Genomic DNA, 21,787 nt, shown 5'->3' with positions numbered 1-21,787 from the left:
GCGGGCCACATCGGTCGGGCCGCCGGTCCTCCATAGGGTGCCAGGCATGACCGCACCCCACACCGTCACCACCCTCGACCTCGGCGGCCGCACCGCGCTCGTCACCGGCGCGGCGAGCGGCATCGGCCGGGCCTGCGCCCTGCGCCTGGCCGCCGCCGGGGCGAAGGTCCGGGCCGCCGACCGGGACGCCCCGGGCCTCGAAGCCCTGGCCGACGTGGCGCCCACGACGGGCGGGCCGGTCGAACCCCACCTGGTGGACCTGACCGACCTCGACGCGGCCGAGCGCCTGGCGGCGGGCACCGACATCCTCGTCAACAACGCCGGACTGCAACTGGTCCGCCCCATCGAGGAATTCCCCCCGGACGTCTTCCACACCGTCCTCACCGTGATGCTGGAAGCGCCCTTCCGCCTGATCAGGGGCGCGCTGCCGCACATGTACGCGCAAGGGTGGGGCCGTATCGTCAACCTCTCCTCCGTCCACGGGCTGCGCGCCTCCCCCTACAAGTCCGCCTATGTGGCCGCCAAACACGGCCTGGAAGGACTCTCCAAGACGGCCGCCCTCGAAGGCGCGCCCCATGGCGTCACCTCCAACTGTGTGAACCCCGGCTACGTCCGCACCCCACTGGTCGAGGCCCAGGTCGCCGACCAGGCGCGGGCACACGGCATCCCGCCCGAGCGGGTCCTCACCGAGGTCATGCTCAAGGACTCGGCGCTCAAGCGGCTCGTCGAACCCGAGGAGGTCGCCGAGGCCGTCGCCTACCTCTGCTCCCCGCCCGCCTCGTTCATCACCGGCACCTCCCTCGTCCTCGACGGCGGCTGGACCGCGCACTGACCGGGCCGCCGGCCGTCCACAGGGCTGGTGCGACCACCCGTACGACAGGTATCCCTGTGACCATGTCCGAAGAACAGCCGCGTGAGCCGGAGCCCGGCGCCGACCCGGCCGTCTACCTGGGGCTCCTCGCGCGCGGGGCGGCCGCCGAGGCGTACGACCGGCCCGTGCTGCTCGCCCGCGCCGACGGCGCCGGTCCGGCCGCGCTCGCCGCGCTCGAAGGGGCCAAGCGGCTCGCCCTGCGCGTCCGGGCCGAGCTGGAGGGGCGGCGGCGCCGCGAGGCCGAGCTGTCCGCGCTCTTCGAGACCGCGCACGACCTCGCGGGGCTCCGCGATCTCGACGCGGTCCTGCGCGCCATCGTGCAGCGCGCGCGGTCGCTGCTGGGCACCGAGGTCGCCTACCTGAGCCTGCACGACCCGGTCGCCGGTGACACCTACATGCGGGTCACCGAGGGCTCGGTGTCGGCCCGCTTCCAGCAACTGCGGCTCGGCATGGGGGAGGGCCTCGGCGGCCTCGTCGCCCAGACCGCCCGGCCGTATGTCACGGAGAGCTACTTCGACGACGAGCGGTTCCTGCACACCCGGGCGATCGACTCCGGCGTACGGGACGAGGGCCTGGTGGCGATCCTGGGCGTCCCGCTCACCCTGGGCAGCCAGGTGATCGGCGTGCTCTTCGCCGCCGACCGGCGCGCCCGGGTCTTCGAGCGCGAACAGGTCGCGCTGCTCGGCTCGTTCGCCGCGCACGCGGCCGTCGCGATCGACACCGCCAACCTGCTGGCGGAGACCCGGTCGGCACTGGCCGAGCTGGAGCGGGCCAACGGCATCATCCGCGCCCACAGCGGTGTCATCGAACGCGCCTCGGAGGTCCACGACCGGCTGACCGAGCTGGTGCTCCGGGGCGGTGGCGTCCACGACGTGGCGGCGGCCGTGGCCGAAGTCCTCGACGGGGCGGTCGAGTTCACCGAGGGGCCGCTGCCCGCCGAGTGCGTCGACGGTCACGCGACCCGGCGCGGCGACGACTGGGTGGCGGCCGTGTCGGCCGGCGGCGAGGCCCTCGGTGCCCTGGTGCTGCGCGGCCACCCCGACCTGGACCCGGTCGACCAGCGGACCCTGGAGCGGGCGGCGATGGTCACCTCCCTGCTGCTCCTCGCCCGCCGCTCCGCCGGGGAGGCCGAACAGCGGGTGCGCGGGGAATTGCTGGACGACCTGCTCGACGCGCCCGAGCGTGACCGGCGCCTGCTCAGGGAGCGTGCCGCGCGCCTCCGCACCGACCTGGACGCCCCGCACGTGGTGCTGGCGGCCCGTATCGACCGGCCCGCCCCGCCCACGGACCCGCACGCCCCCGGCCGGGAGGGCACTGCCCGCGAGGGCGCCGGCCGGGAGGGCGCCGAGCGGGACGGCGCCGACCGGCAGCGCCTGTGGTCGGCCGCCTCGCACCTGGCCGCCACCCGCCACGGCCTCGCCTCCGCGCGCGACGGCGGCACCGTGCTGCTGCTTCCGCTGGGGCCGGGCGACTGCGCGGCCGACCTCGCCCGGCAGACCGCCAAGCACCTGGGCGGCACCCTCCGCGAGCCGGTCACCGTCGGCGCCTCCTCCCCGGTCGACGCGCCCGCCACCCGCCCGGGCGCCATCGCCCCGGCGTACGAGGAGGCGCGCCGCTGCCTGGAGGCGCTGCGCCTGCTGGGCCGCTCCGGCGAGGGCGCGGCCGCCTCGGACCTGGGCTTCCTGGGGCTGCTGCTGGCCGACACCCGGGACATCACCGGCTTCGTGACGCGCACCATCGGCGAGGTCGTCGCCTACGACCGGAGCCGGGGCACCGACCTGGTGCGGACGCTGGACGCGTACTTCGCCAGCGGGATGAGCCCGGTCCGTACGAAGGACGAACTCCACGTCCACGTCAACACGGTGGCACAGCGGCTGGAGCGCATAGGCCGGCTCCTGGGCCCGGACTGGCAGTCGCCGCCCCGGACCCTGGAGATCCAGCTCGCGCTGCGGCTGTACGCGATGTCCGCCGCCGTCGCACGCTGAAACGGCCGGCCGCCCCGGCGGGCGACCGGCCGCGCTCACGGCCCGTGGGCGCTGCCCGGGGGTTCAGCGTCCCGCGGGCAGCGCCCTGGGCTCAGCGCCCTTGGGCTCAGCGTCCCGCAGGCTCAGCGCCCGTGGGCTCAGCGTCCCGCCACCACCCGTTCGTCCTCCGCCTCGTCGGCGGCCAGGTCCCGGTCGCGGGTTTCCCGGGCGCACGCGAGGGCGACCACGGTGATCAGCGCGGCGGCGATGACGTACAGGGCGATCGGCGTCGCACTGTGGTGCTCGGCGAGCAGCGCGGTCGCGATCAGCGGCGCCGGGGCACCGGCCGCGACGGACGAGAACTGTGCCCCGATGGAAGCGCCCGAGTAGCGCACCCGGGTCGTGAACATCTCGGAGAAGAACGCCGCCTGCGGCGCGTACATCGCCCCGTGCAGCACCAGCCCCACGGTCACGGCGAGCAGCAGACTCCCGAAGCTCCGGGTGTCGACGAGCGCGAAGAACGGGAACATCCAGGCCCCGACACCGACCGCGCCGATCAGATAGACCGGACGGCGCCCGATCCGGTCCGACAGCGCCCCCCACGCCGGGATCACCGCGAAGTGCACGGCGGAGGCGACGAGTACGGCGTTGAGCGCGGTCTGCTTGCTCAGTCCGGTCGACGTCGTCGCGTACACCAGGATGAACGCGGTGATGACGTAGTAGCTGATGTTCTCCGCCATCCGGGCACCCATCGCGATCAGCACGTCACGCCAGTGGTGGCGCAACACGGCGACCAGCGGCATCTTCTCCACCGCCGCCGACTCCGCCTTCCGGGCCTCGGCCCGCGCCAGAGCGGCCTTGAAGACGGGTGACTCGTCGACGGACAGCCGGATCCAGAGCCCGACCACCACCAGCACACCCGACAGCAGGAAGGGAACGCGCCACCCCCACGAGACGAACGCCTCGTCGGACAGCAGGGCCGTCAGCGCGGACAGCACCCCGGTCGCCAGCAACTGCCCCGCCGGCGCCCCGGTCTGCGGCCACGACGCCCAGAACCCGCGCCTTCCCGCGTCCCCGTGCTCCGACACCAGCAGCACGGCTCCGCCCCACTCACCCCCGAGGGCGAAGCCCTGCACCAGCCGCAGCACGGTGAGCAGTACGGGCGCGGCCGTACCGATGGTGGCGTGCGTCGGCAGCAGCCCGATGGCGAAGGTCGCCCCGCCCATCAGCAGCAGGCTCAGCACGAGCAGCCTCTTCCGCCCGAGCCGGTCCCCGAAGTGCCCGAACACCAACGCCCCCAACGGCCGCGCGGCGAACCCGACCGCGTACGTCAGGAAGGACAACAGGGTGCCCACGAGCGGGTCGGACCCGGGGAAGAACAGCTTGTTGAACACCAGCGCGGCGGCTGACCCGTACAGGAAGAAGTCGTACCACTCGATGGTGGTCCCGATGAGACTCGCGGCGACGATGCGCTTCAGCGAGTTCGGGTCTGGTGGAGCGGATGCGGGGGCGGCCATGAACACCACTTCCGGACAGTTGGCGGGGACGTTTCCGTGTCGCCATACCGTAGGAACGTGCAGGTCAGAGGCGTATGTGGTGGGACACCATAGTTCTGTGTGCCGGGATGCGCGCCGCCACCATGGGGGCCCGCGGGCGGTGGCCCTGCCGCTCCGCCGCGGACGGAGCGTCGTCAGCGGGCGAAGGCGTCCACCACGATGTCGGCGAGCAGCGCACCCGCCGTGCCGTCCGGGTCGAGATCGGGGTCGTAGATGGTGACGTTGAACCCGGAACAGAGCGGGGAGGCGAGCAACGGCCTCAGCAGGGCGACGAGTTCGTCGGGCAGCAGTCCGTCGGCGTCGGGGCTGTCCACGGCGGGCATGACGCCCGGGTCCAGGACGTCGGCGTCCAAGTGGACCCAGAAGCCGGACACGTCCGGGCTCGCGAAGGACCGCGCGGTGGCCCGTGCGAGTGCCTCCGCGCCCCACTCGCGCAGGTCGCCGACGGTCACCACGGGGATCTTCAGGGCGGCGAGTTCGACGCAGTCCTCGTCGTCCCGGAAGGCGTCGCGGATCCCGAAGAACCGCACGTCCTCGTCCCGCAGATAGGGCTTGAGCCCCTCCAGATCCGTCAGGTCGTCCTGCCCGCGCCCGGTGGCCAGCGCGACCTCCTCGCCGCCGGCCGCGCCGATCAGGCCGGAGTGGCCCGGGTGCCGGAAGTCCGGCGAGGCGTCGACCGCGACGAGCCCGTACCGCCCCAGGCGGCGCAGCGCGAGCGAGGCGCCGAGCTGGATCGAGCAGTCGCCACCGAGTACGACGGGAAAGTCCCCGGCGCGGACATGGTGCTCGATCCGGTCGGCGAGCTTGCGGGTGTAGGAGGCGAGCGCGGCGGCGTTGAAGACCCCGTCGCCCTCCTGCCAGTCCCCGCGGTCGTACCGCGGTGGCACCACCACACCACCCTCCAGCGCCTCCAATCGTCGCACGATCCGCTGTTCCCGCAGGGCTCCGGCGAGCTTGTAGCAGCCGGGAACGGTACCGGGGGCGGGCGGGCGCAGGCCCAGGTTGGAGGGGGCGTCGACCACCACGATGTTCCGCATGCGGGCCATCCTCGGCGACGTGGAGCCGGTCCTTCAACCGGAATTGGGGAAGAAAGGGCACGGCGTCCAGGCCCTGCCGCCGCACGTCGTCACGGCCGGCGGTGAAGCGGGCCGGCGCGTCATGGTCGCCGGAGAACAGGACCGCACGCCGCTGCCCGGCACCGGCAAACGCCGGAGGTGTGAGTCCGGTGCGTGGGGCACATCCGTAAGAAGGGCCGTCCGGCCCTGGCCCTTCGACCGGCGTCCGAGGGAAGCTGCAGGAGGACCCCCGTTCCCGGGGGACCGGACAGGAATGACGGAGCCGCATGATGACGGACAACACCCCCGGCGTCCCGACGCGAGGACCGGTCAAGGTCTTCCTCCTCGACGACCACGAGGTGGTACGCCGTGGTGTGCACGACCTGCTGGACGGCGAGCCCGACCTGACGGTGGTCGGAGAAGCCGGCACCGCCGAGCAGGCCCTCGCTCGCGTTCCCGCCCTGCGCCCCGACGTGGCGGTCCTGGACGTGCGCCTGCCGGACGGTGACGGCGTGAGCGTCTGCCGCGAACTGCGCTCCCGCATGCCGGAGCTCCACTGCCTGATGCTGACCTCGTTCGACGACGAGGAAGCCCTCCTCGACGCGATCATGGCCGGCGCGTCGGGGTACGTCCTGAAGCAGATCACGGGAACGGACCTCGTCTCAGCGGTACGCACCGTCGCGTCCGGCCAGTCCCTGCTCGACCCCGGCGCGACCGCCCGTGTGATGGCCCGGCTGCGCGGTGGAGGCCCCCGCGACGAGGAGCAGCCGGGACTCGCCGGGCTCACCGAGCGGGAGCGCGACATCCTGGCGCTGGTGGGGGAGGGGCTGACCAACCGCGAGATCGGCAAGCGCCTCTACCTCGCCGAGAAGACCGTCAAGAACAACATCTCACGCCTCCTGGCCAAGCTCGGCGTGGAGCGCCGCGTGCAGGCCGCCGTCCTGGCCACCCGGATGTCCGGCCGGAAACAGGACCCCCGCCCACCACGCTGAGAATCCCTGACCGATCCGGCGGAGCTGCCGGCCCGGCCGAGCGGCGACCGCGGACGACAGGTGTCATCCGGGTGCCCGGCAGCCCTCGCCGCCGGCTCCGACGGTGGATTCCGGCCGCTTCCGCCACCGGCACCGGAGGAGCGACACGGCTGGATAGGCTGGAGGGAGGACAGAGTGTGACGCTCCGAGGAGGGGCCTGTGGGCGTGGAGGAGTCGTTGTCGCGGATGCCTCAGTTGCGGCTGGACGAGCTGCTGGAGGAGCTGCAGGCACGCATCAACGCCGCTCGCGGGACCAGGGACCGTGTCCACAGCCTGCTGGAAGCCGTCGTCTCGGTGGGCCGCGAACTGGATTTGGCGCAGGTGCTGCGCCGTATCGTCGAGGCCGCCGCCCAGCTCGTGGACGCGCGCTACGGGGCGCTGGGAGTCATCGGGCCGGACGGCCGGACGCTGTCGCAGTTCCTGACCACCGGGCTCACGCCGGAGGAGATCGCGAAGATCGGTCACCTGCCGGCCGGTCACGGACTGCTCGGCGAGATCATCCACAATCCCGAACCGCTGCGGCTGCGTGACCTCAGCACGCATGAGGCGTCATACGGTTTCCCGCCGCACCACCCGCCGATGCGTTCGTTCCTCGGCGTGCCGATCCGCGTCCGCGATCAGGTGTTCGGCAATCTCTACCTGACCGACAAGCGGGGCGGGCAGGACTTCGACGCCGAGGACGAGTCGGTGATCTCCACCCTCTCCGTCGCCGCCGGCGTGGCCATCGACAACGCCCGGCTGTACGAGGACTCGCAGCGCCAGCAGCGGTGGCTCCAGGCCAACGCCGAGATCACCAACAGCCTCCTCTCCGGCAGCCCCCGGCTCGCGGTCCTCGAACTGATCGCCCGGCGTGCACAGGAGATCACCGGAACCCGGCTCGCGGACGTGTCGGTGCCCGTCGAGGGCACCGACGACCTGGTGGTCGAGCTCGCGACAGGAGCGGACGAGGGCCGACGGCGAGGCCTGGTCGTTCCTGTCGACGGCACGCTGACCGGCGCCGCGTACACCTCCGGCAGCCCCGTGACCACGGCTTCGCTGGCCGACGACACGCGCTACCACGCCGGGCCCCGTCGGTTCGAGGGACTGGGGCCGGCCGTGGCGGTGCCGCTGGGCACCGGGGCGAAGGACACACGCGGCGTCCTGCTGCTGGCACGTGCCGCGGACGGAGCGCTGTTCGCGGACGAGGAACTCGACCCTCTGCTCGCCTTCGCCGGCCAGGCCGCCCTCGCGCTGGAGCTGGCCGAGCGCCGGCACGACGCCGAGCAACTCGCCCTGCTGGAGGACCGCGACCGCATCGCCCGTGACCTCCACGATCTGGCCATCCAGCGGCTCTTCGCGACCGGGATGACCCTGCAGAGCGCGGCGCGGCTGGTCGAGCACAAGGGCGCCGCGGAGCGCGTCGAGCGGGCCGTGCGCGACCTGGACGAGACCATCAAGATCATCCGGTCGACGATCTTCGGCCTCCGGGCCCGCGAGGAGGACACCGGGCCCAGCCTGCGCGCACACATCGCCCGAGCCGTCGGGGAAGCCGCCTCGGCACTCGGCCACCCGCCGAGGCTCAGCATGGAGGGCCTGCTGGACACCGATGTGCCGGCGCGGGTGGCGGACCACGTGATGGCGGCGCTCACGGAGGCGCTCAGCAACGCGGCCAGGCACGCGCATGCGACACGGGTGGAGGTCACGGTGCAGGCCACGGCCGACGAGGTCATCCTGACGGTGGCCGACAACGGCAGGGGCATCCCCGAGGGCGGCCGGCGCAGCGGCCTGGGAAACCTCGGGGAGCGGGCGCGTGCGGTCGGCGGAACGTTCGTGATCGAAGGATCGGCCGGGAGCGGCACCCGGCTCGTATGGCGTGCCCCCCTGGGCGGCGCGGATGGCGCCTGACTCCGGGCCGGCCGCGGCCCTCAGCCCAGGGGGAGCCGTACGCCGGTGGCGCCGGCGGTCACGGGCGCGGTCACGGCCGGCGGGCCGGCCGTCAGCCGGAAGCCGGTGACGATGCCAGGCCGGATGCGAAGGGCGTGATCCATGGCCCCCGCCACCCACGGCCGGAGGGCGGACCGGTAGTGGTCCAGCAGATCGGGATCCGCCACCGGGCGCGCGTATCCGGTGACGACCACGCTCCAGCCGAGCCGGGTGTCCAGGTCGATCACGTCGGCTTCGTACGCCACGACCAGGCCCGGGCCGTCCGCGGGAGCCGTGAGGGAGGCGAGCGTCGTACCGTCGTGGATGCCGACGACGACGTCGTCGCCGTCGAGGCAGTGGTTGACGGGACGCACCGCGGGCAACGCCTGATGCGTGAAGACGATCCGCCCCAGGGGAACGGTCCCCAGCAGCCGCAGCGCCTCGGTCCGGGACAGCGGCGTCGGATGCCGAGGCGCCACCTCACGGCGAACCCCCGCGTCCCGCGCGTAGTCGTTCATCGTGCGCACCCTTCACTGCGGCCCTGGGGCCGGATCCTCTGGTTCCGACGTCAAGCGTTTCCCCATCCGCCGTCCGGTGCCAGGGCCTGACGGCCCCCTTGGCGGGGCCGGTGGGGCAGTACCCGTACCGCGCGTACGGCGGCACCTCGCGCCGCCGTACGCCCGGACGGCGAACCCCAGGACCTCGGCACTGTCCTCCGGGGCCCCCGCGGGCTCTGTCGGGGGCACTGGTTCCGGTCGTCTTCACCCCCGCCGCGCATGATCGGCCCGTGGCCCGGAAGGGGGACCTCATGGACCGTCCGCGGGGCCGACCGGCCCCTGCCCCGGCCGCGGCCGGGACGGAACGCTGGGGTGACCCGGCCGTGCGGCACGCACGAACACGACGCATCCTTGCCTTGGTCCGGCCCACGAACGGAGAAGCTCATGAGTGACGGCGCATCCGCCCGTACCACCCTGCCGGCGGAGGAGCTCGACGCCCTGGACGCCCACTGGCGCGCGGCGAACTACCTGGCGGTGGGCCAGATCTACCTGATGCGCAACCCCCTGCTGCGGGAACCCCTGCGGCCCGAACACATCAAGCCGCGACTGCTGGGGCACTGGGGAACGTCCCCCGGCCTCAACCTGGTGCACACCCACCTCAACCGGGTGATCAAGGCCCGGGACCTGGACGCGCTGTGCGTCTGGGGGCCCGGCCACGGCGGTCCCGCCGTACTGGCCAACTCGTGGCTGGAGGGAAGCTACAGCGAGGTCTACCCCGACGTGCCCAGGGACGCGAGCGGCATGGAGCGGCTCTTCCGGCAGTTCTCGTTCCCCGGTGGCGTGCCGAGCCACGTCGCTCCGGAAACCCCCGGCTCGATCCACGAAGGCGGCGAACTGGGCTACTCCCTCGCCCACGCCTACGGCGCCGCACTGGACAACCCGGGCCTCTTGGTGACCTGCGTCATCGGCGACGGCGAGGCGGAGACCGGGCCCCTGGCCGCCTCGTGGCACGCGAACAAGTTCCTCGACCCCGTCCACGACGGCGCGGTGCTGCCCGTTCTGCACCTCAACGGCTACAAGATCGCCAACCCGACGGTCCTGTCCCGCCTGCCGCAGGACGAGCTGGACGCGTTGCTGCGCGGCTACGGACACGACCCCCTGCACGTGACCGGGGACGACCCGGCCGAGGTGCACCGGGCGATGGCCGCCGCCATGGACCAGGCCCTGGACCGGATCGCCGGCATCCAGGCCGCCGCCCGCGAGCAGGGCGTCACCCGCCGGCCGCGCTGGCCCGTGATCGTCCTCAGGACGCCCAAGGGCTGGACGGGCCCCGCCGAAGTGGACGGCTCGCCGGTGGAGGGCACCTGGCGTGCGCACCAAGTGCCCCTGTCCGGAGTGCGTGACGACCCCGGGCACCTGGCACAACTGGAGGCGTGGCTGCGCTCGTACCGCCCCGAAGAGCTCTTCGACGACCTGGGCCGTCCCCGCCCCCGGGTACTGGAATGCGTACCGGAGGGGCGGCGCAGGCTCGGGGCCACCCCGCACGCCAATGGCGGGCTGCTCACCCGGGACCTGCCGATCGCCCCTCTGGAGCGCTTCGCCGTCCCCGTCGACAAGCCCGGCACCGACCGCCACGAGCCGACCCGAGTCCTCGGCGCGCTGCTCGAACAGGTGATGGCGGACACCGCGACACGCCGCGACTTCCGTCTGGTGGGCCCGGACGAGACCGCCTCCAACCGCTTGGAGGCCGTCTATGAGGCGAGCGGCAAGGCGTGGCAGGAGCGGACCCTCGATACGGACGAACACCTGGACCGGCACGGCCGGGTCATGGAGGTCCTCTCCGAGCACCTGTGCCAAGGATGGCTGGTGGGGTACCTCCTGACCGGCCGCCACGGGCTGTTCTCCTGCTACGAGGCCTTCGTCCACATCGTCGACTCCATGGTCAACCAGCACATCAAGTGGCTGAAGACGTCCCGTGACCTCCCATGGCGGCCGCCCGTCCCCTCGCTCAACTACCTGCTGACGTCCCATGTGTGGCGCCAGGACCACAACGGCTTCTCGCACCAGGACCCCGGTTTCGTCGACCACGTCCTCAACAAGAGCCCCGACGTCGTACGGGTCTACCTGCCGCCGGACGCCAACACACTGCTGTCGGTCGCCGACCATGTGCTGCGCAGCCGTGATCACGTCAATGTCGTGGTGGCCGGCAAGCAGCCCTGCTTCGACTGGCTCTCCCTCGACCAGGCCCGCGCCCACTGCGCGCGCGGCGCCGGCGTCTGGGAGTGGGCGGGTACCGAGAAGCACGCGGGTGAGCCCGACGTGGTCCTGGCGTGTGCCGGGGACGTCCCGACGCAAGAGGTCCTCGCGGCGGTCACCCTCCTGCGCGCCGAACTGCCCGACCTGGCGGTGCGGGTGGTCAACGTGGTCGACCTGGCCCGGCTGATGCCGCACGAGGAACACCCGCACGGCATGACCGACGCCGAGTACGACGCGCTCTTCACCCCGGACAAGCCGGTGATCTTCGCGTATCACGGCTACCCCTGGCTCATCCACCGCCTCGCCTACCGCCGCGCCGGCCACGCCCACCTGCACGTCCGCGGCTACAAGGAGATGGGTACCACCACCACGCCCTTCGACATGGTCGTGCGCAACGACCTCGACCGCTACCGGCTCGTCATGGACGTGATCGACCGCGTTCCGGGCCTCGCGGTGAAGGCCGCGGTGGTGCGGCAGCGCATGGAGGACGCCCGCACCCGCCACCACGCCTACATCCGCGAGTACGGCACCGACCTGCCGGAAGTCGCCGACTGGAGGTGGACGGACTGATTCGCCGGCCGGGCGCGGCGGCCCCGCCGACCCGGCCGCTCGCCGCCCGCGAGCCCTCGCCGGGCGGCCCCGGGCCGGGCGGTCGGGGCCGCACGCGGGGGCCCGCAGTGGATTCGGTGGACCTCTACGTGGTTCCCCCGATGTCCTGCGGCGGCCCGGGACGCGAGGATGCGGACGAACGGGCTTCCCCGGACCCGAGAGAAGGGGCCACGTCATGGGCTGGATCATCTTTTTCGCGGTCATCATGGCCCCGTCCCTGATCGGATTGACCCTCTCGGTCCGTACCGCCCGGCGGGTCGGCAGGGCGGACCGGGCGATGCGTGCCCTGGCCGCTCGTCCCGGCTGGCAGCGGGTCGAGCGCGACGAGGACGGGGCGCGGTGGGCCGGTCATGCGGTCCACTTCCCGTGGCTGCTGCGGGCGCGGCCCGGAACCACCGTGACCGGCCCGCTCGGCGACCACCGGGTCACCGTCGCCAGGTTCGTCGAGAACCTGACGGGCAAGGTCGACGCCCACTGGCTGGTCTGTGTGTTCGACGTGCCGGGCCGCCGGCCGAACCTGCGGCTGGAGCGCCACTGGAGTGCGGCGGAGCTCGGGCTCACCTTCCACCGGGACGCGCCGTACCTGCCGATGAGCGACGACCGCGCGGGGACGACCGAGCGGTTCTACGCCTCGCGGCTGCCGGAGCGCCTGGTCGAGCTCGCCGCACCGGCGGTCTCGGTGACGAACGACGGGATCTGCTTCGTCCACCACCCGCTGCCGGACGTGGTGGACCCGGACAGGCTGCTGGAGGAACTGGCCGGGATCCTTCCGGACCTCGTCGCGCTCGCCGGGCCCGGCGCCCCGAAATGGGAGCCGGGCTCAGAGGCGGGGGAACACGGCCGTGAAGAACAGCCACAGCAGGACGGCCCAGAAGAGCGCCGCGGCCAGTGACACGAGCAGGGAGCTGCGCCACTTCAGTACCAGGAACGGGAACAGGACCAGGGCCGCCCAATGCCCGGCCACGTCGATGCTGATGCGGGCGGCCTCCCCCAGGGTGCCGGCGCGCCCGGAGGCGATACGGCGCAGCAGCCGCTGGGAGACGAAGCCGTACAGCCCGAAGACGACGGGGAAGAACCACAGCGGTGTGATCGCGACCAGTTCGGACTCCGAGAACGCGTCGAACATGACCATGTAGACGACCCCGGCCCCGGTGAGGCCGACGATCAGCGCGGTCACGTAGAGCGCCGTCAGCGCGACCGGCTCGGTGGCACCGGCCTGCGCGGACGCGGGCGCGGGAGCGAGAGCCGGCTCGGGAGCCGCCACGGGTGAGGCGTACGGAACGTCGGCCCGCGGGACCCGGACCACGTGATGGCAGTAGGGGCAGCGGGCGTCCAGCCCCGCCCGGTCGGCCGGAGCCGAGATCAGATGCCCGCAGGAGGCGTGGAATTCCATCTGCTGACCGGGGTTCATGCGTTGCCCTTCCTGATACCGCTGGAGGAGTGATCATCGCAGCGGCCCCATGGCCCCGGCATCCGGAGAACCACGTAGGGCACGTACGTAGGCGTGTGCACCCGCACGCGCCGCCCGCCGGGTGCCCGCGCGATCGGTCCCGCCGAGCGGCTCAGGTGGTGGCGTCCTCGAAGTGGCCCAGGTAGCGGAAGCGGCCGCCGGTTGCCCGGAAGAGGTACATCGCCTCGGTGGCGTAGCCGGTGCTCGGGCCCGTGTAGCGCAGCCGCTTGGTGACGCCCTGGTGGTCGGTCTCCCGCAACCGGCTCACGAGCGGGCCCCGTTCGGCGGGGGACGGGTCCGGTGCCGTCAGCGCACGCGCCAGGAAGAGCGTGGCGTCGTAGGCCTCCGCGGAGTACCAGGGCGGGGCGGTGCCGAAGCGGTGGCGGTAGGCGGTGACGAAGGACTTCGCGGCCGCCACGCGGGTGGGATCGAGGAAGGTGGTCGCGAAGACCCAGCCCTCGGCGGCGTCGCCGGCCACGGTGAAGAAGCGTGTGTCGAGAGCGCGTTGGGTGGCCAGCCGGGCTCCCGACCAGCCGGCCGCGCGCAGCGCTCGCGCCAGTTCCGCCGCGCGTGCGCCTCCTCCGGCGAACACCACCGCGTCCGCCCTCCAGCCGGCCACCGACTCGGCCAGGGCACGGACGTCGCCTGACGTGGCGCCCTCGGCGGCGAGGGTGCGCCGGGTCGTGGCGCGCTGTCCGGAGGCAAGCGCCTGGGCGACGTCCGCGCAGAGCTCCCAGCTGACGTCGCCCTCGGCCGCGTCGTCGACCAGCACCGTTCGGCGCGTACGGACGGTGCGGACGAGATGGGCGACCAGGGGTACCGCCAGATCGCGGTCGGGGGGCCGGGTGGCCGCGTACGTCCGGTACCTCTCGGCGGACACCCCGTCGAGCCCGACCGACACGCAGACCATGGGCAGCAGCGCGGTCCGGTACTGCTCCAGGACGGCCTCGGCACAGGCGTCGGTGGTCGGCCCGATCACCGCGCGGACCAGCTCGTCGGCCGACAGCCGCCGCGCGATCCGCTGCGCCCGGGTGGTGCTGCCCGCGTCGTCGTGCACCTGGAGAGCGAGGTCGAAGCCGCGGCCGGTACGGGAGTTGTGGTGGTCGACGGCGAGCCGGACGCCCCTCTCCTGCGCCAGGCCGGCGGCCTTCCCGTTTCCCGTCAGATCGGCGTGCAGGGCGATCACCCGCCGGGGCAGCGGTGCGCCGCCCCCGCGTACCGGCGTACGGCGGGGGCGGTCGGCGGTCCACCAGGCGGCCGTGGCGCCGCCCGCCGCCACGATCCCGGCGAACGAACCCAGCGTCAGCAGACGGCGCCGGGTGACGCCCTTGGGTCGTTCCCGCGCGTCCGGCACCGTGTCGGCGGCCGCCGGGGCGCCGGACACCTCGGTCGCCTCGACCGCCGGCAGAGCGAGGACGGCGGCGGAACGGCGGGCGATCAGCCGGGTGAGCGCCTCCGGCAACCAGCCGCCGTCCTCGCCCGTACGGTCCAGAGCCGCATGGATCTCGGGCACGGTGGGGCGGGCACCGGGCTCCTTCGCCAGGCAGGCCCGCAGCAGCGGCAGCAACGGCGCCGGTACGGCGTCCAGGTCCGCCTCGTCGTGGACCGTGCGCACCAGCACCTCGGCCGCCGAGCCCCACCCGAAGGGGCGCCCGCCGGTCACCGCGTACGCCAGCAGACAGCCGAGCGAGAAGACGTCGCCGGCCGGCCCGATCTCCCGGCCCCGCCCCTGGGCCTGCTCGGGGGAGAGGAACCCCGGGGAGCCGACCACCACCCCGCTCGCGGTGAGCGCGGTGTCCTCCGGTGGCCGGGCGATCCCGAAGTCGATCATCCGCGGCCCGTCGACCGCCAGCAGTACGTTGGCGGGCTTGACGTCCCGGTGCACCAGACCCGCCCCGTGCACCGCCGTCAGCGCCTCGGCCAGCCGCGCCCCCAGGACGCGGGCACTCCGGTACGGCAGGGGACCGCACTCCTCCACGGCCTCCGCGAGGGACGGCCCCGGCACGAACTCCGTGGCCAGCCACGGCGACTCCGCGTCGGGGTCCGCGTCGAGCAGAGGGACGACCCAGGGGCTGGCCACCCGGCTGCCCGCGTCCACCTCGCGGCGGAAGCGGGCCCGGAAGCCCGGGTCGTCCGCGTACGCGGCGCGGATGACCTTCACCGCGGTGAGCGAACCTCCCCCGGTGCGGGCCAGGTAGACCACGCCCATGCCGCCCGCGCCGAGGCGGCGCAGCAGCCGGTGGCCCGCGATCCTGGCCGGGTCGGCTCCGCGCAACGGCTCCATCAGCGCCCCATCACGTGGCCACCCGGTACGGCGCCGGGCCCTGGTACGCGAACCTGCCGCCCTCGACCCGCCACAGGTGGACCCCGCTGCCGTCGGGCACCAGCGCCCCGGTCTCCTCGGCGAACGCGAGGTTCCGGGCGATGCCCCGGTGCGACCCGGACCGCAGTGCCGTCGTCAGGGTCTGCCGGGTGCGGCGCCCGGCGCCCAGCGACCGCAGCGTCTTCACGGCGAACCGCGCCACGTCGTACGTCTCCACGGCGTACCGCTCCGGCTCCGCGCCGAAGAGCGTGCGGTGGGCGGCTCGGAACGCCCTGGCCCCGGGTGCCACGGTCGCGTCCATGGCCGGGGCGACGATCACCCAGCCGTCGGCCGCGTCCCCCGCGGCGGTCAGGAACCGGGCGTCGAGCACCCCCTGCGCGGCGAGCCTGGCACCGGGGAAGCCACGGCGGTGGAGTTCCCGGGCCAGCAGCGCGGCCCGGTCGTGGTGACCGGCGAAGACCACCGAGTCGGCGCCCCCCGCCAGCAGGGCGTCCAGGGTCGGCCCGAAGTCGGTGCGCAGTGCGCTGACCACCTTGGGCACGGCGGGCAGCGGGACCTCGCGCAGCACGGTGGCGAGCGTGCTGCTGATCTCCCAGGCGTAGGCGTCCGCCGCCCGGTCGTCGACGATCCCGACCGTGCGCGACTTCGCCGTCCCGCGCAGGTACACGTCCAGGTAGAGGGGCAGCAGTGTGTCCGGCACCCGGGCGTGCAGGAAGGACCGGCTGCCCATCACCTGCAGCACGGTGGCGCCGGGCGTCACCGCGATCAGCGGCAGCGACGCGGCGTCGTACGTCCCCAGCGAGGCCAGGGCGGTGGCGTCGGTGGTCGGACCGATCACCGCCAGCACGGAACGGTCGGCGACGAGTTCCCCGGCCGCCTCGGGTGCCCGGGCCGGATCGCCCGCGTCGTCCACCGTCTTCACGGCGAGCGTGAAGGGCTTGTCCGCACGGGAGTTGAACTCGTGGACGGCGAGCCGCAGCCCCCGCTCCTGCGCCCGTCCGACCGCCTTCTGGTCACCCGTCAGGTCGGCGTGCAGGCCGAGGGTGTGCACCGGACCGGTGGCGGCCCGCGTGGCGTCGCCCTCCCCGCCACGGTCGAGCGCTGCCCACGCCGCCAGTCCACCCCCCGCCGCGGCGACCGCCGCGCCTCCGGCCAGGAGCAGCAGCCGGCGTCTGCCGACGGCACCGGCCGCCGGCCGCGCGGCCGCGGTGTCCGGCGGGACGGGGCCGGCGGACGCGGGGTCGACCTCGGTCCCGTCGACGGCGGGCAGGGCGAGCCCGGCCGCCGAGCGTTCCGCGATCAGCCGGACCAACGGCTCGGGCAACCAGCCGTCGTCCGCGGGGACGTGTGCGTCAGCCGTCCGCGCGGCCGCACCGTCGGCCACCGCGTCCGCCGCGTCGGAGTCCCGCGGCGGCGCCGGACGCACCGCCCGCAGCGCCTCCCGCGGATCGGGTGCCGTTCCGGACACGGCGACCGTGAGCGTCTCCGACAGCGCTTCCGCCGTGGGCCGCAGCCGAGGGTCCCTCTCCAGGCAGCCGCGCACCACCTCGGCGAGCGGTCGCGGTACGCCCTCCAGGTCCGGGGCGTCGTGCACCGTGCGGTACAACAGCGCGTCCGGCGAGCCGGTGCCGAACGGAGGACGGCCGGTGGCCGCGAAGGCCAGCACGCAGCCGAGCGAGAAGACGTCGCCGGACGCGGCCGGCGCGGCCGTGCCCCGCACCTGTTCGGGCGGTACGAAGCCGGGGGTGCCGACCACCACCCCGGTCGAGGTGAGCGCGGTGTCCCGCGGGTCGCGGGCCACACCGAAGTCGATCAGCCGGGGCCCGTCGAGCGCCAGCAGCACATTGCCCGGCTTCACGTCCCGGTGCACGAGGCCGACGTCGTGCAGGTCCCCCAGAGCCTGGGCGAGCCGCGCCCCCAGTACGCGCAGACTCCCCAGGGGCAGCGGCCCGTGGGCCGCGACGGCCTCACCGAGCGAGGGTCCCGGCACGAACGCGGTGGCCAGCCAGGGCCGCGGCGCGTCCGGGTCCGCGTCGACGAGGGACGCCACCCAGGGACTGGTCATCCGGCGGGCCGTCTCCGCCTCCCTGCGGAACCGCTCCCGGAAGCCGGCGTCCTCGGCGTAATCGGGCTGGATCACCTTCAGCGCGACCAGGGAACCGCCGGCCGAGCGGGCCAGGTAGACCACGCCCATGCCGCCCGCGCCGAGTCGTCCGAGCAGCCGATGACCCGCCAGAGCGGACGGGTCGGAGGTACGCAGCGGGTCCATCAGTTCTCCTTCGCGCGCTGCCGGACGCGCGCCAGCATCTGCCCCAGGGCGTCGGCGCCCAGCCGGTGGAGTTCCTGCTCGGTGTGTCCCTGCCCGCCCGTCACGGAGACGGCCACGACGACCGTGCCCAGCCGGGCGACCATCCACCGGTACGGCCGGGCCGCGCCGTCCTTCTCGACGTACTGCCCGGCCTCCAGCACGGAGTCGTCGGCGTAGTCCTGCTCGCGGGCGCCGAAGGGGGTGGCGAGCGAGTTCAGCCCGGTGATCCGGGCGCCGGCCCGGGGGTGCTGCTCCGGGCAGCGCAGGACTTCCTCCAGGGTGGTGCTCAGTTGTTCGTCGGCGCCGAGGACGGAGGAGTGCGCGGTGGCCGCGGCGGTCACCCTGACGGCACCCTTGGAGCCGCCGGCGGGCAGCAGGCTGTAGCGGGACAGGCCGGCCAGTACTCCCCTGGGAGCCTTCTCCCGATCCCAGCGGCAGTCGTCGTCCAGCACGGCCCAGGTGCCCGGCCGGCTCTCGGCCGGATCCTGGGCGACGAAGCCCCGCCCCCAGTCACCCGGAGCGAACACCACCGACTCCACCAGCCTCCGCCCCTCCTCCGGGGTCCGGGGCACCGGGGAGGCGTCGGGGGTGTGGACCGGGGCGGCGGCCGGCCCGCCCGACGGGGGTGCCGTGGAGCGCGGTGAGGCGGTGTGCGCGGACGCCCCGGTCCGCCGCGGGGATCCGCCGTCCGCCGCCTGGGCCGAACACCCGGCCAGCAGACTCCCCGTCACCAGGAGCGGCACCCAACCGCTCCGTACGCCATGGGTGTTGCCTCTCACGCAATCCCCTCTGCACCGCTCGAGTTGTCCGACCGGTCGAACGTAGACGGCGGCGGGGGGCAGCGGCCTCAGGGGAAACACGCAATCGCCTACGGGTTTCGCCCTGTCGCGCGGTGCTGGGCCCTGGGCTCTGGGTGCCGGGCCCTGGGTGCCGGGCCGGGTCAGATGCGTCCCGTGTGCGTGGCGGCGGCGCTGTACGGGGAGCTCACGACCCCGTTCCCAGGCCGACGCGGGTCATGAGTCCGGCCAGGGCCGCCCGGGACGGCACCGACGCCTTGCGGTAGATCGAGGACAGGTGGGTCTCGACGGTGCGCCGGCTGAGGTGGAGCCGGTCGGCGACCTCCTGGTTGCTCAGCCCCTGGGCCACCAGCTCGGCCACCTCCCGCTCACGAGCGGTCAGTTCCGCGAGCTGCGCCGGGAGCGCGGGTGTCTCCGCCATCACCTGCGGGCGGATCAGTTCGGCGAGGTCCACCAGCAGGCGTGCGCCGCCGCCGGTCACGATGCGGTGGGCCCGGTGCCACATCGCGGCGGCCCGGGCTCCCTGCCCGGTGCGCCGCACCAGGGGCGCCGCCCGGAGCAAGGAGTACGCCTCCCACAGGGTCTGTCCGCAGCGGACGTATTCCTCCGTCGCCGCGTCGAGGAGCCGTACGGCCCTGCTCGTCCCGCCGTGGTGCTCGGCCAGTGCGGCCTGGGCGCGCAGGGCGGCCGCCCGCTGACCGTCGAGGCCGAGCCGGTCGGCCTCGCGGGTGGCCTGGGCGACCCAGCGGCCGGCCGCCTCGACGTCCCCGGCGGTCAGGGCCGCCGCGGCGAGGGTGTCGAGCTGGCCGGGACGGATCGACGGCTGGAGCAGGGGCAGTCCGGGGCCGCCGCCGGCCGTCGTGATGGCCTCCTGGGCGCGATGGGGGTCGCCGCCGACGAAGGCCGCGTGCCCGAGCATGCACCAGGCCAGCGACGACCACCAGCCCCTGCCGCGGCCGGCCGCGGCGGTGGCCTCCTCACCGGTGGCCAGGGCGCTTCCGTCGCCCAGCGGCCGGGCCAGCAACAGCACCAGCGTCTTGATGGCCAGGGCGAAGCCCAGCAGGTCGTCGCTGCCCGCCGCCCGGGCGATGGACTCCGCCTCCTCGGCGGCCTCCAGCGCGGACGGCAGACGGCACGTGGTGAGGTGGACGAAGGCGCGGCTCACCAACAGGTGGGGCAGGAGGTGGAGCTGTCCGGTGCGACGGGCGATGCCCAGCCCCCGGGTGATGTGCCGCTCGGCGTCGCCGTACCGTTCCAGCAGGGTTTCCGCCCAGGCCAGCCAGACCAGGGCCTCGCACGGACCGGCGAGGCCGGGATCGGTCAGCGCGTCCGCGAGGGACGCGGCGGAGTCGGCGAACCGGGCCGCCGCCTCCGTCTCCCCCTCGTACGCCTCGCCCAGGGCCGCGAGCGCGAGCGCCGCCGCCTCGCCGGCGGGATCACCGTCGGCGCGGGCGACGGCGACGGCCTGCGCGACGTCCGCGCGTGCCTGTGGATAGGACGCGGTCAGCAGGGCGGACATGCCGAGGGCCAGGCGCAGGGAGACCGCCTGGGCGGGGGCCGGGCCGGGGTCGCGGGACAGCTCCCGGCGCAGCAGGGCGGTGGCCTCGGGGGAGTGGCCGAGGTGCCGTTCCATCACGGCGCACTGGGCGACGGCCCGCGTCCGCAGTTCCGGATGGTCCTCGCCGGCGGTCTCGATCAGGGTGTGCAGCAGGTCCCGGCTCTCCCGGAGGTGCCCGCTGACGCCGAGCGCGCGTGCGCGCGCCAGCACCAGTTCGCCGCGCCGCGCGGAGCGGTCGGGGGTGTCCGGCATATGGGTCAGGACGACGTCCAGCAGATGGGCGGCGGTGGCCGGCGCCGTCGACGCGAACCGTGCGGCCGCCTCGACGAGCACCTCCGCCGCCTCGGCGTCCCAGCCGGTCATCGAGCGGGCGACGTGGCCGGCCCGCTCGGTGGCGGGAGCGCCGCCGCGGGCCAGTTCCCGCGCCGCGCGGCGGTGGAACGCGGCTCGCGGCCCCGGCGCGGTCCTCTCGTAGACCAGGGCCCGGACCAGCGGATGGCGCAACGTCCACCGGCCGCCCGGCCCGGCCCGCAGCACGTCACGCGCCACCAGGGCCCCGGTCTCCCGCTCCACGTCCCGCACGGACCGTTCGCTCACCACGGCCAGCAGGGCGGACGAGGCGTGGTCGCCGAGCGCCGCCACCGCCTCGACCAGCCGGCGCTGCGACCCGGTGAGCGTGCCCAACTCGTCGAGCAGCAGCGCGGCGAGCCCACCGGGCACGTCGGCGGCGGACCCGGCGTACCCCGCGTCCGTGGCGCCGTCGTGTGCGGTGCCCGGGGTGAGGCCCGGCAGGGACGCCCCGGTGCGGTGGGCGTGCCCCAGCGCCAGCAGGTACAAGGGGTTGCCCTCGCTGGCGGCGTGCAGCCGCCTGGCCTGGTCCTCGGCGATGTCGGGCGCGAGTGCCAGGAGGGACTCCCGCTCGGAGAGCGGCTCCAGCGGGAGGTGGAGCACGGTCCCGCTGTCCGCGCCGCGCGTCAGCGCCGCGGTCAGGGAGGTCGGCGTCTGCCGGGTCCGCCGGGCCACCACCAGCAGGACGCCTCCGTGCGCGGGGTGCCGGATCAGATGGTCCACCAGCTCGCGCGACGCGGGACCGGCCCAGTGCACGTCGTCCAGGGCCAGCACCAGACCGCGCTCGCCCAGCCGCGCCAGGAAGGCGGCGATCGCACGATGCAGCCCGAAGCGGGCGGCGGCGCTCTCGGTGGAACCGTCGCCCGGGGCCGGCCGGACGCCGTGCAGCACCGCGTGCGCCTCGGCGAAGGCGGGGTCGGCGAAGGCGGCCCGTGCGCCGGGGTCGGCATCGGCGAACGCGTCCGTGAAGAGCTGGAAGGGAACATGCTGTTCGTACTGGGTGGCCCGTCCGCGCAGGACGGTGACCCCGGCCCGGCGGGCCCGCGCGCACACCTCGTCGAGCAACCTGCTCTTGCCGATGCCGGGTTCACCGACGACGTCGACGACCTGCGCCGGCCCGGAACGGCCCAGGCCGGCGAGCACGGCGTCCAGCCGTTCGAGTTCCGCCGATCTGCCCACCAGTCCCGCCACGTTCCCGTCCCCCCAGGGTGCTTTCCCACCCGCGTCGATCTTCGCCGCCCCACGGGCCACCCTACGGGGCG

General features: G+C 74.3%; 14 protein-coding genes. 6 read left to right on the top strand and 8 right to left on the bottom strand.

Features of this window, described 5'->3' with window-relative positions:
* The first annotated feature begins 46 nt into the window (after positions 1–46).
* Positions 47–832, top strand: a complete 786-nt coding sequence (locus ACZ7LK_RS16120; protein WP_471141266.1) for a 3-hydroxybutyrate dehydrogenase — start codon at positions 47–49, stop codon at positions 830–832.
* Positions 833–894: 62 nt separating this feature from the next.
* The gene (locus ACZ7LK_RS16115; RefSeq protein WP_471141263.1) at positions 895–2,856 is read left to right on the top strand and encodes a helix-turn-helix domain-containing protein; all 1,962 of its coding nucleotides are present in this window, start codon (positions 895–897) and stop codon (positions 2,854–2,856) included.
* Between the two features lie 137 nt (positions 2,857–2,993).
* On the opposite strand, the gene ACZ7LK_RS16110 is transcribed toward ACZ7LK_RS16115, so the two are convergent.
* Entirely contained in the window at positions 2,994–4,352 is a 1,359-nt protein-coding gene (locus tag ACZ7LK_RS16110; protein ID WP_392273498.1) for an MFS transporter, read from the bottom strand.
* A gap of 173 nt (positions 4,353–4,525) precedes the next feature.
* Positions 4,526–5,428 carry an arginase family protein gene (locus ACZ7LK_RS16105; RefSeq protein ID WP_469464822.1) on the bottom strand — a complete coding sequence of 301 codons (903 nt, stop codon included), beginning with the start codon at positions 5,426–5,428 and terminating at the stop codon, positions 4,526–4,528.
* Positions 5,429–5,733: 305 nt separating this feature from the next.
* On the opposite strand from ACZ7LK_RS16105, the gene ACZ7LK_RS16100 reads away from it, so the two are divergent.
* Together ACZ7LK_RS16100 and ACZ7LK_RS16095 are read left to right on the top strand one after the other, a co-directional pair.
* The gene (locus ACZ7LK_RS16100) at positions 5,734–6,438 is read left to right on the top strand and encodes a response regulator (protein ID WP_469464823.1); all 705 of its coding nucleotides are present in this window, start codon (positions 5,734–5,736) and stop codon (positions 6,436–6,438) included.
* A 225-nt stretch (positions 6,439–6,663) separates the two neighbouring features.
* A complete protein-coding gene (locus ACZ7LK_RS16095) occupies positions 6,664–8,361 on the top strand; it encodes a sensor histidine kinase (RefSeq protein ID WP_471141257.1) in 1,698 nt (565 codons plus the stop codon).
* A gap of 20 nt (positions 8,362–8,381) precedes the next feature.
* Here ACZ7LK_RS16095 and ACZ7LK_RS16090 read toward each other — a convergent pair whose 3' ends face one another.
* Positions 8,382–8,897, bottom strand: a complete 516-nt coding sequence (locus ACZ7LK_RS16090; RefSeq protein WP_471141254.1) for a pyridoxamine 5'-phosphate oxidase family protein — start codon at positions 8,895–8,897, stop codon at positions 8,382–8,384.
* 423 nt (positions 8,898–9,320) lie between these two features.
* On the opposite strand from ACZ7LK_RS16090, the gene ACZ7LK_RS16085 reads away from it, so the two are divergent.
* Positions 9,321–11,702 (top strand): phosphoketolase family protein, encoded by a 2,382-nt coding sequence (locus tag ACZ7LK_RS16085; RefSeq protein ID WP_471141251.1) that lies wholly within the window; start codon positions 9,321–9,323, stop codon positions 11,700–11,702.
* Between the two features lie 214 nt (positions 11,703–11,916).
* On the top strand, positions 11,917–12,633 hold the full coding sequence (locus tag ACZ7LK_RS16080; protein WP_392273502.1) for a hypothetical protein: 717 nt from the start codon (positions 11,917–11,919) through the stop codon (positions 12,631–12,633).
* Here ACZ7LK_RS16080 and ACZ7LK_RS16075 read toward each other — a convergent pair.
* From ACZ7LK_RS16075 to ACZ7LK_RS16055, 5 genes are all read right to left on the bottom strand, one after another.
* Positions 12,562–13,152 (bottom strand): hypothetical protein, encoded by a 591-nt coding sequence (locus ACZ7LK_RS16075; RefSeq protein ID WP_471141247.1) that lies wholly within the window; start codon positions 13,150–13,152, stop codon positions 12,562–12,564. The two genes, ACZ7LK_RS16080 and ACZ7LK_RS16075, sit on opposite strands and share 72 nt — an antisense overlap.
* Positions 13,153–13,303: 151 nt before the next feature.
* Positions 13,304–15,475, bottom strand: coding sequence for a bifunctional serine/threonine-protein kinase/ABC transporter substrate-binding protein (locus ACZ7LK_RS16070; protein ID WP_471141244.1), 2,172 nt, complete (start codon positions 15,473–15,475; stop codon positions 13,304–13,306).
* A gap of 10 nt (positions 15,476–15,485) precedes the next feature.
* Positions 15,486–17,783, bottom strand: a complete 2,298-nt coding sequence (locus tag ACZ7LK_RS16065) for a bifunctional serine/threonine-protein kinase/ABC transporter substrate-binding protein (RefSeq protein WP_471141241.1) — start codon at positions 17,781–17,783, stop codon at positions 15,486–15,488.
* Positions 17,783–18,565, bottom strand: coding sequence for a hypothetical protein (locus tag ACZ7LK_RS16060; protein WP_471141238.1), 783 nt, complete (start codon positions 18,563–18,565; stop codon positions 17,783–17,785). Before ACZ7LK_RS16060 ends, ACZ7LK_RS16065 begins: the two co-directional genes overlap by 1 nt.
* Positions 18,566–18,806: 241 nt before the next feature.
* A complete protein-coding gene (locus ACZ7LK_RS16055; protein WP_471141235.1) occupies positions 18,807–21,716 on the bottom strand; it encodes a helix-turn-helix transcriptional regulator in 2,910 nt (969 codons plus the stop codon).
* Positions 21,717–21,787 lie beyond the last annotated feature (71 nt).

The organism is Streptomyces sp. NPDC039423 (assembly GCF_055598725.1).
This window is presented reverse-complemented; position numbering and strand designations above follow the sequence as displayed.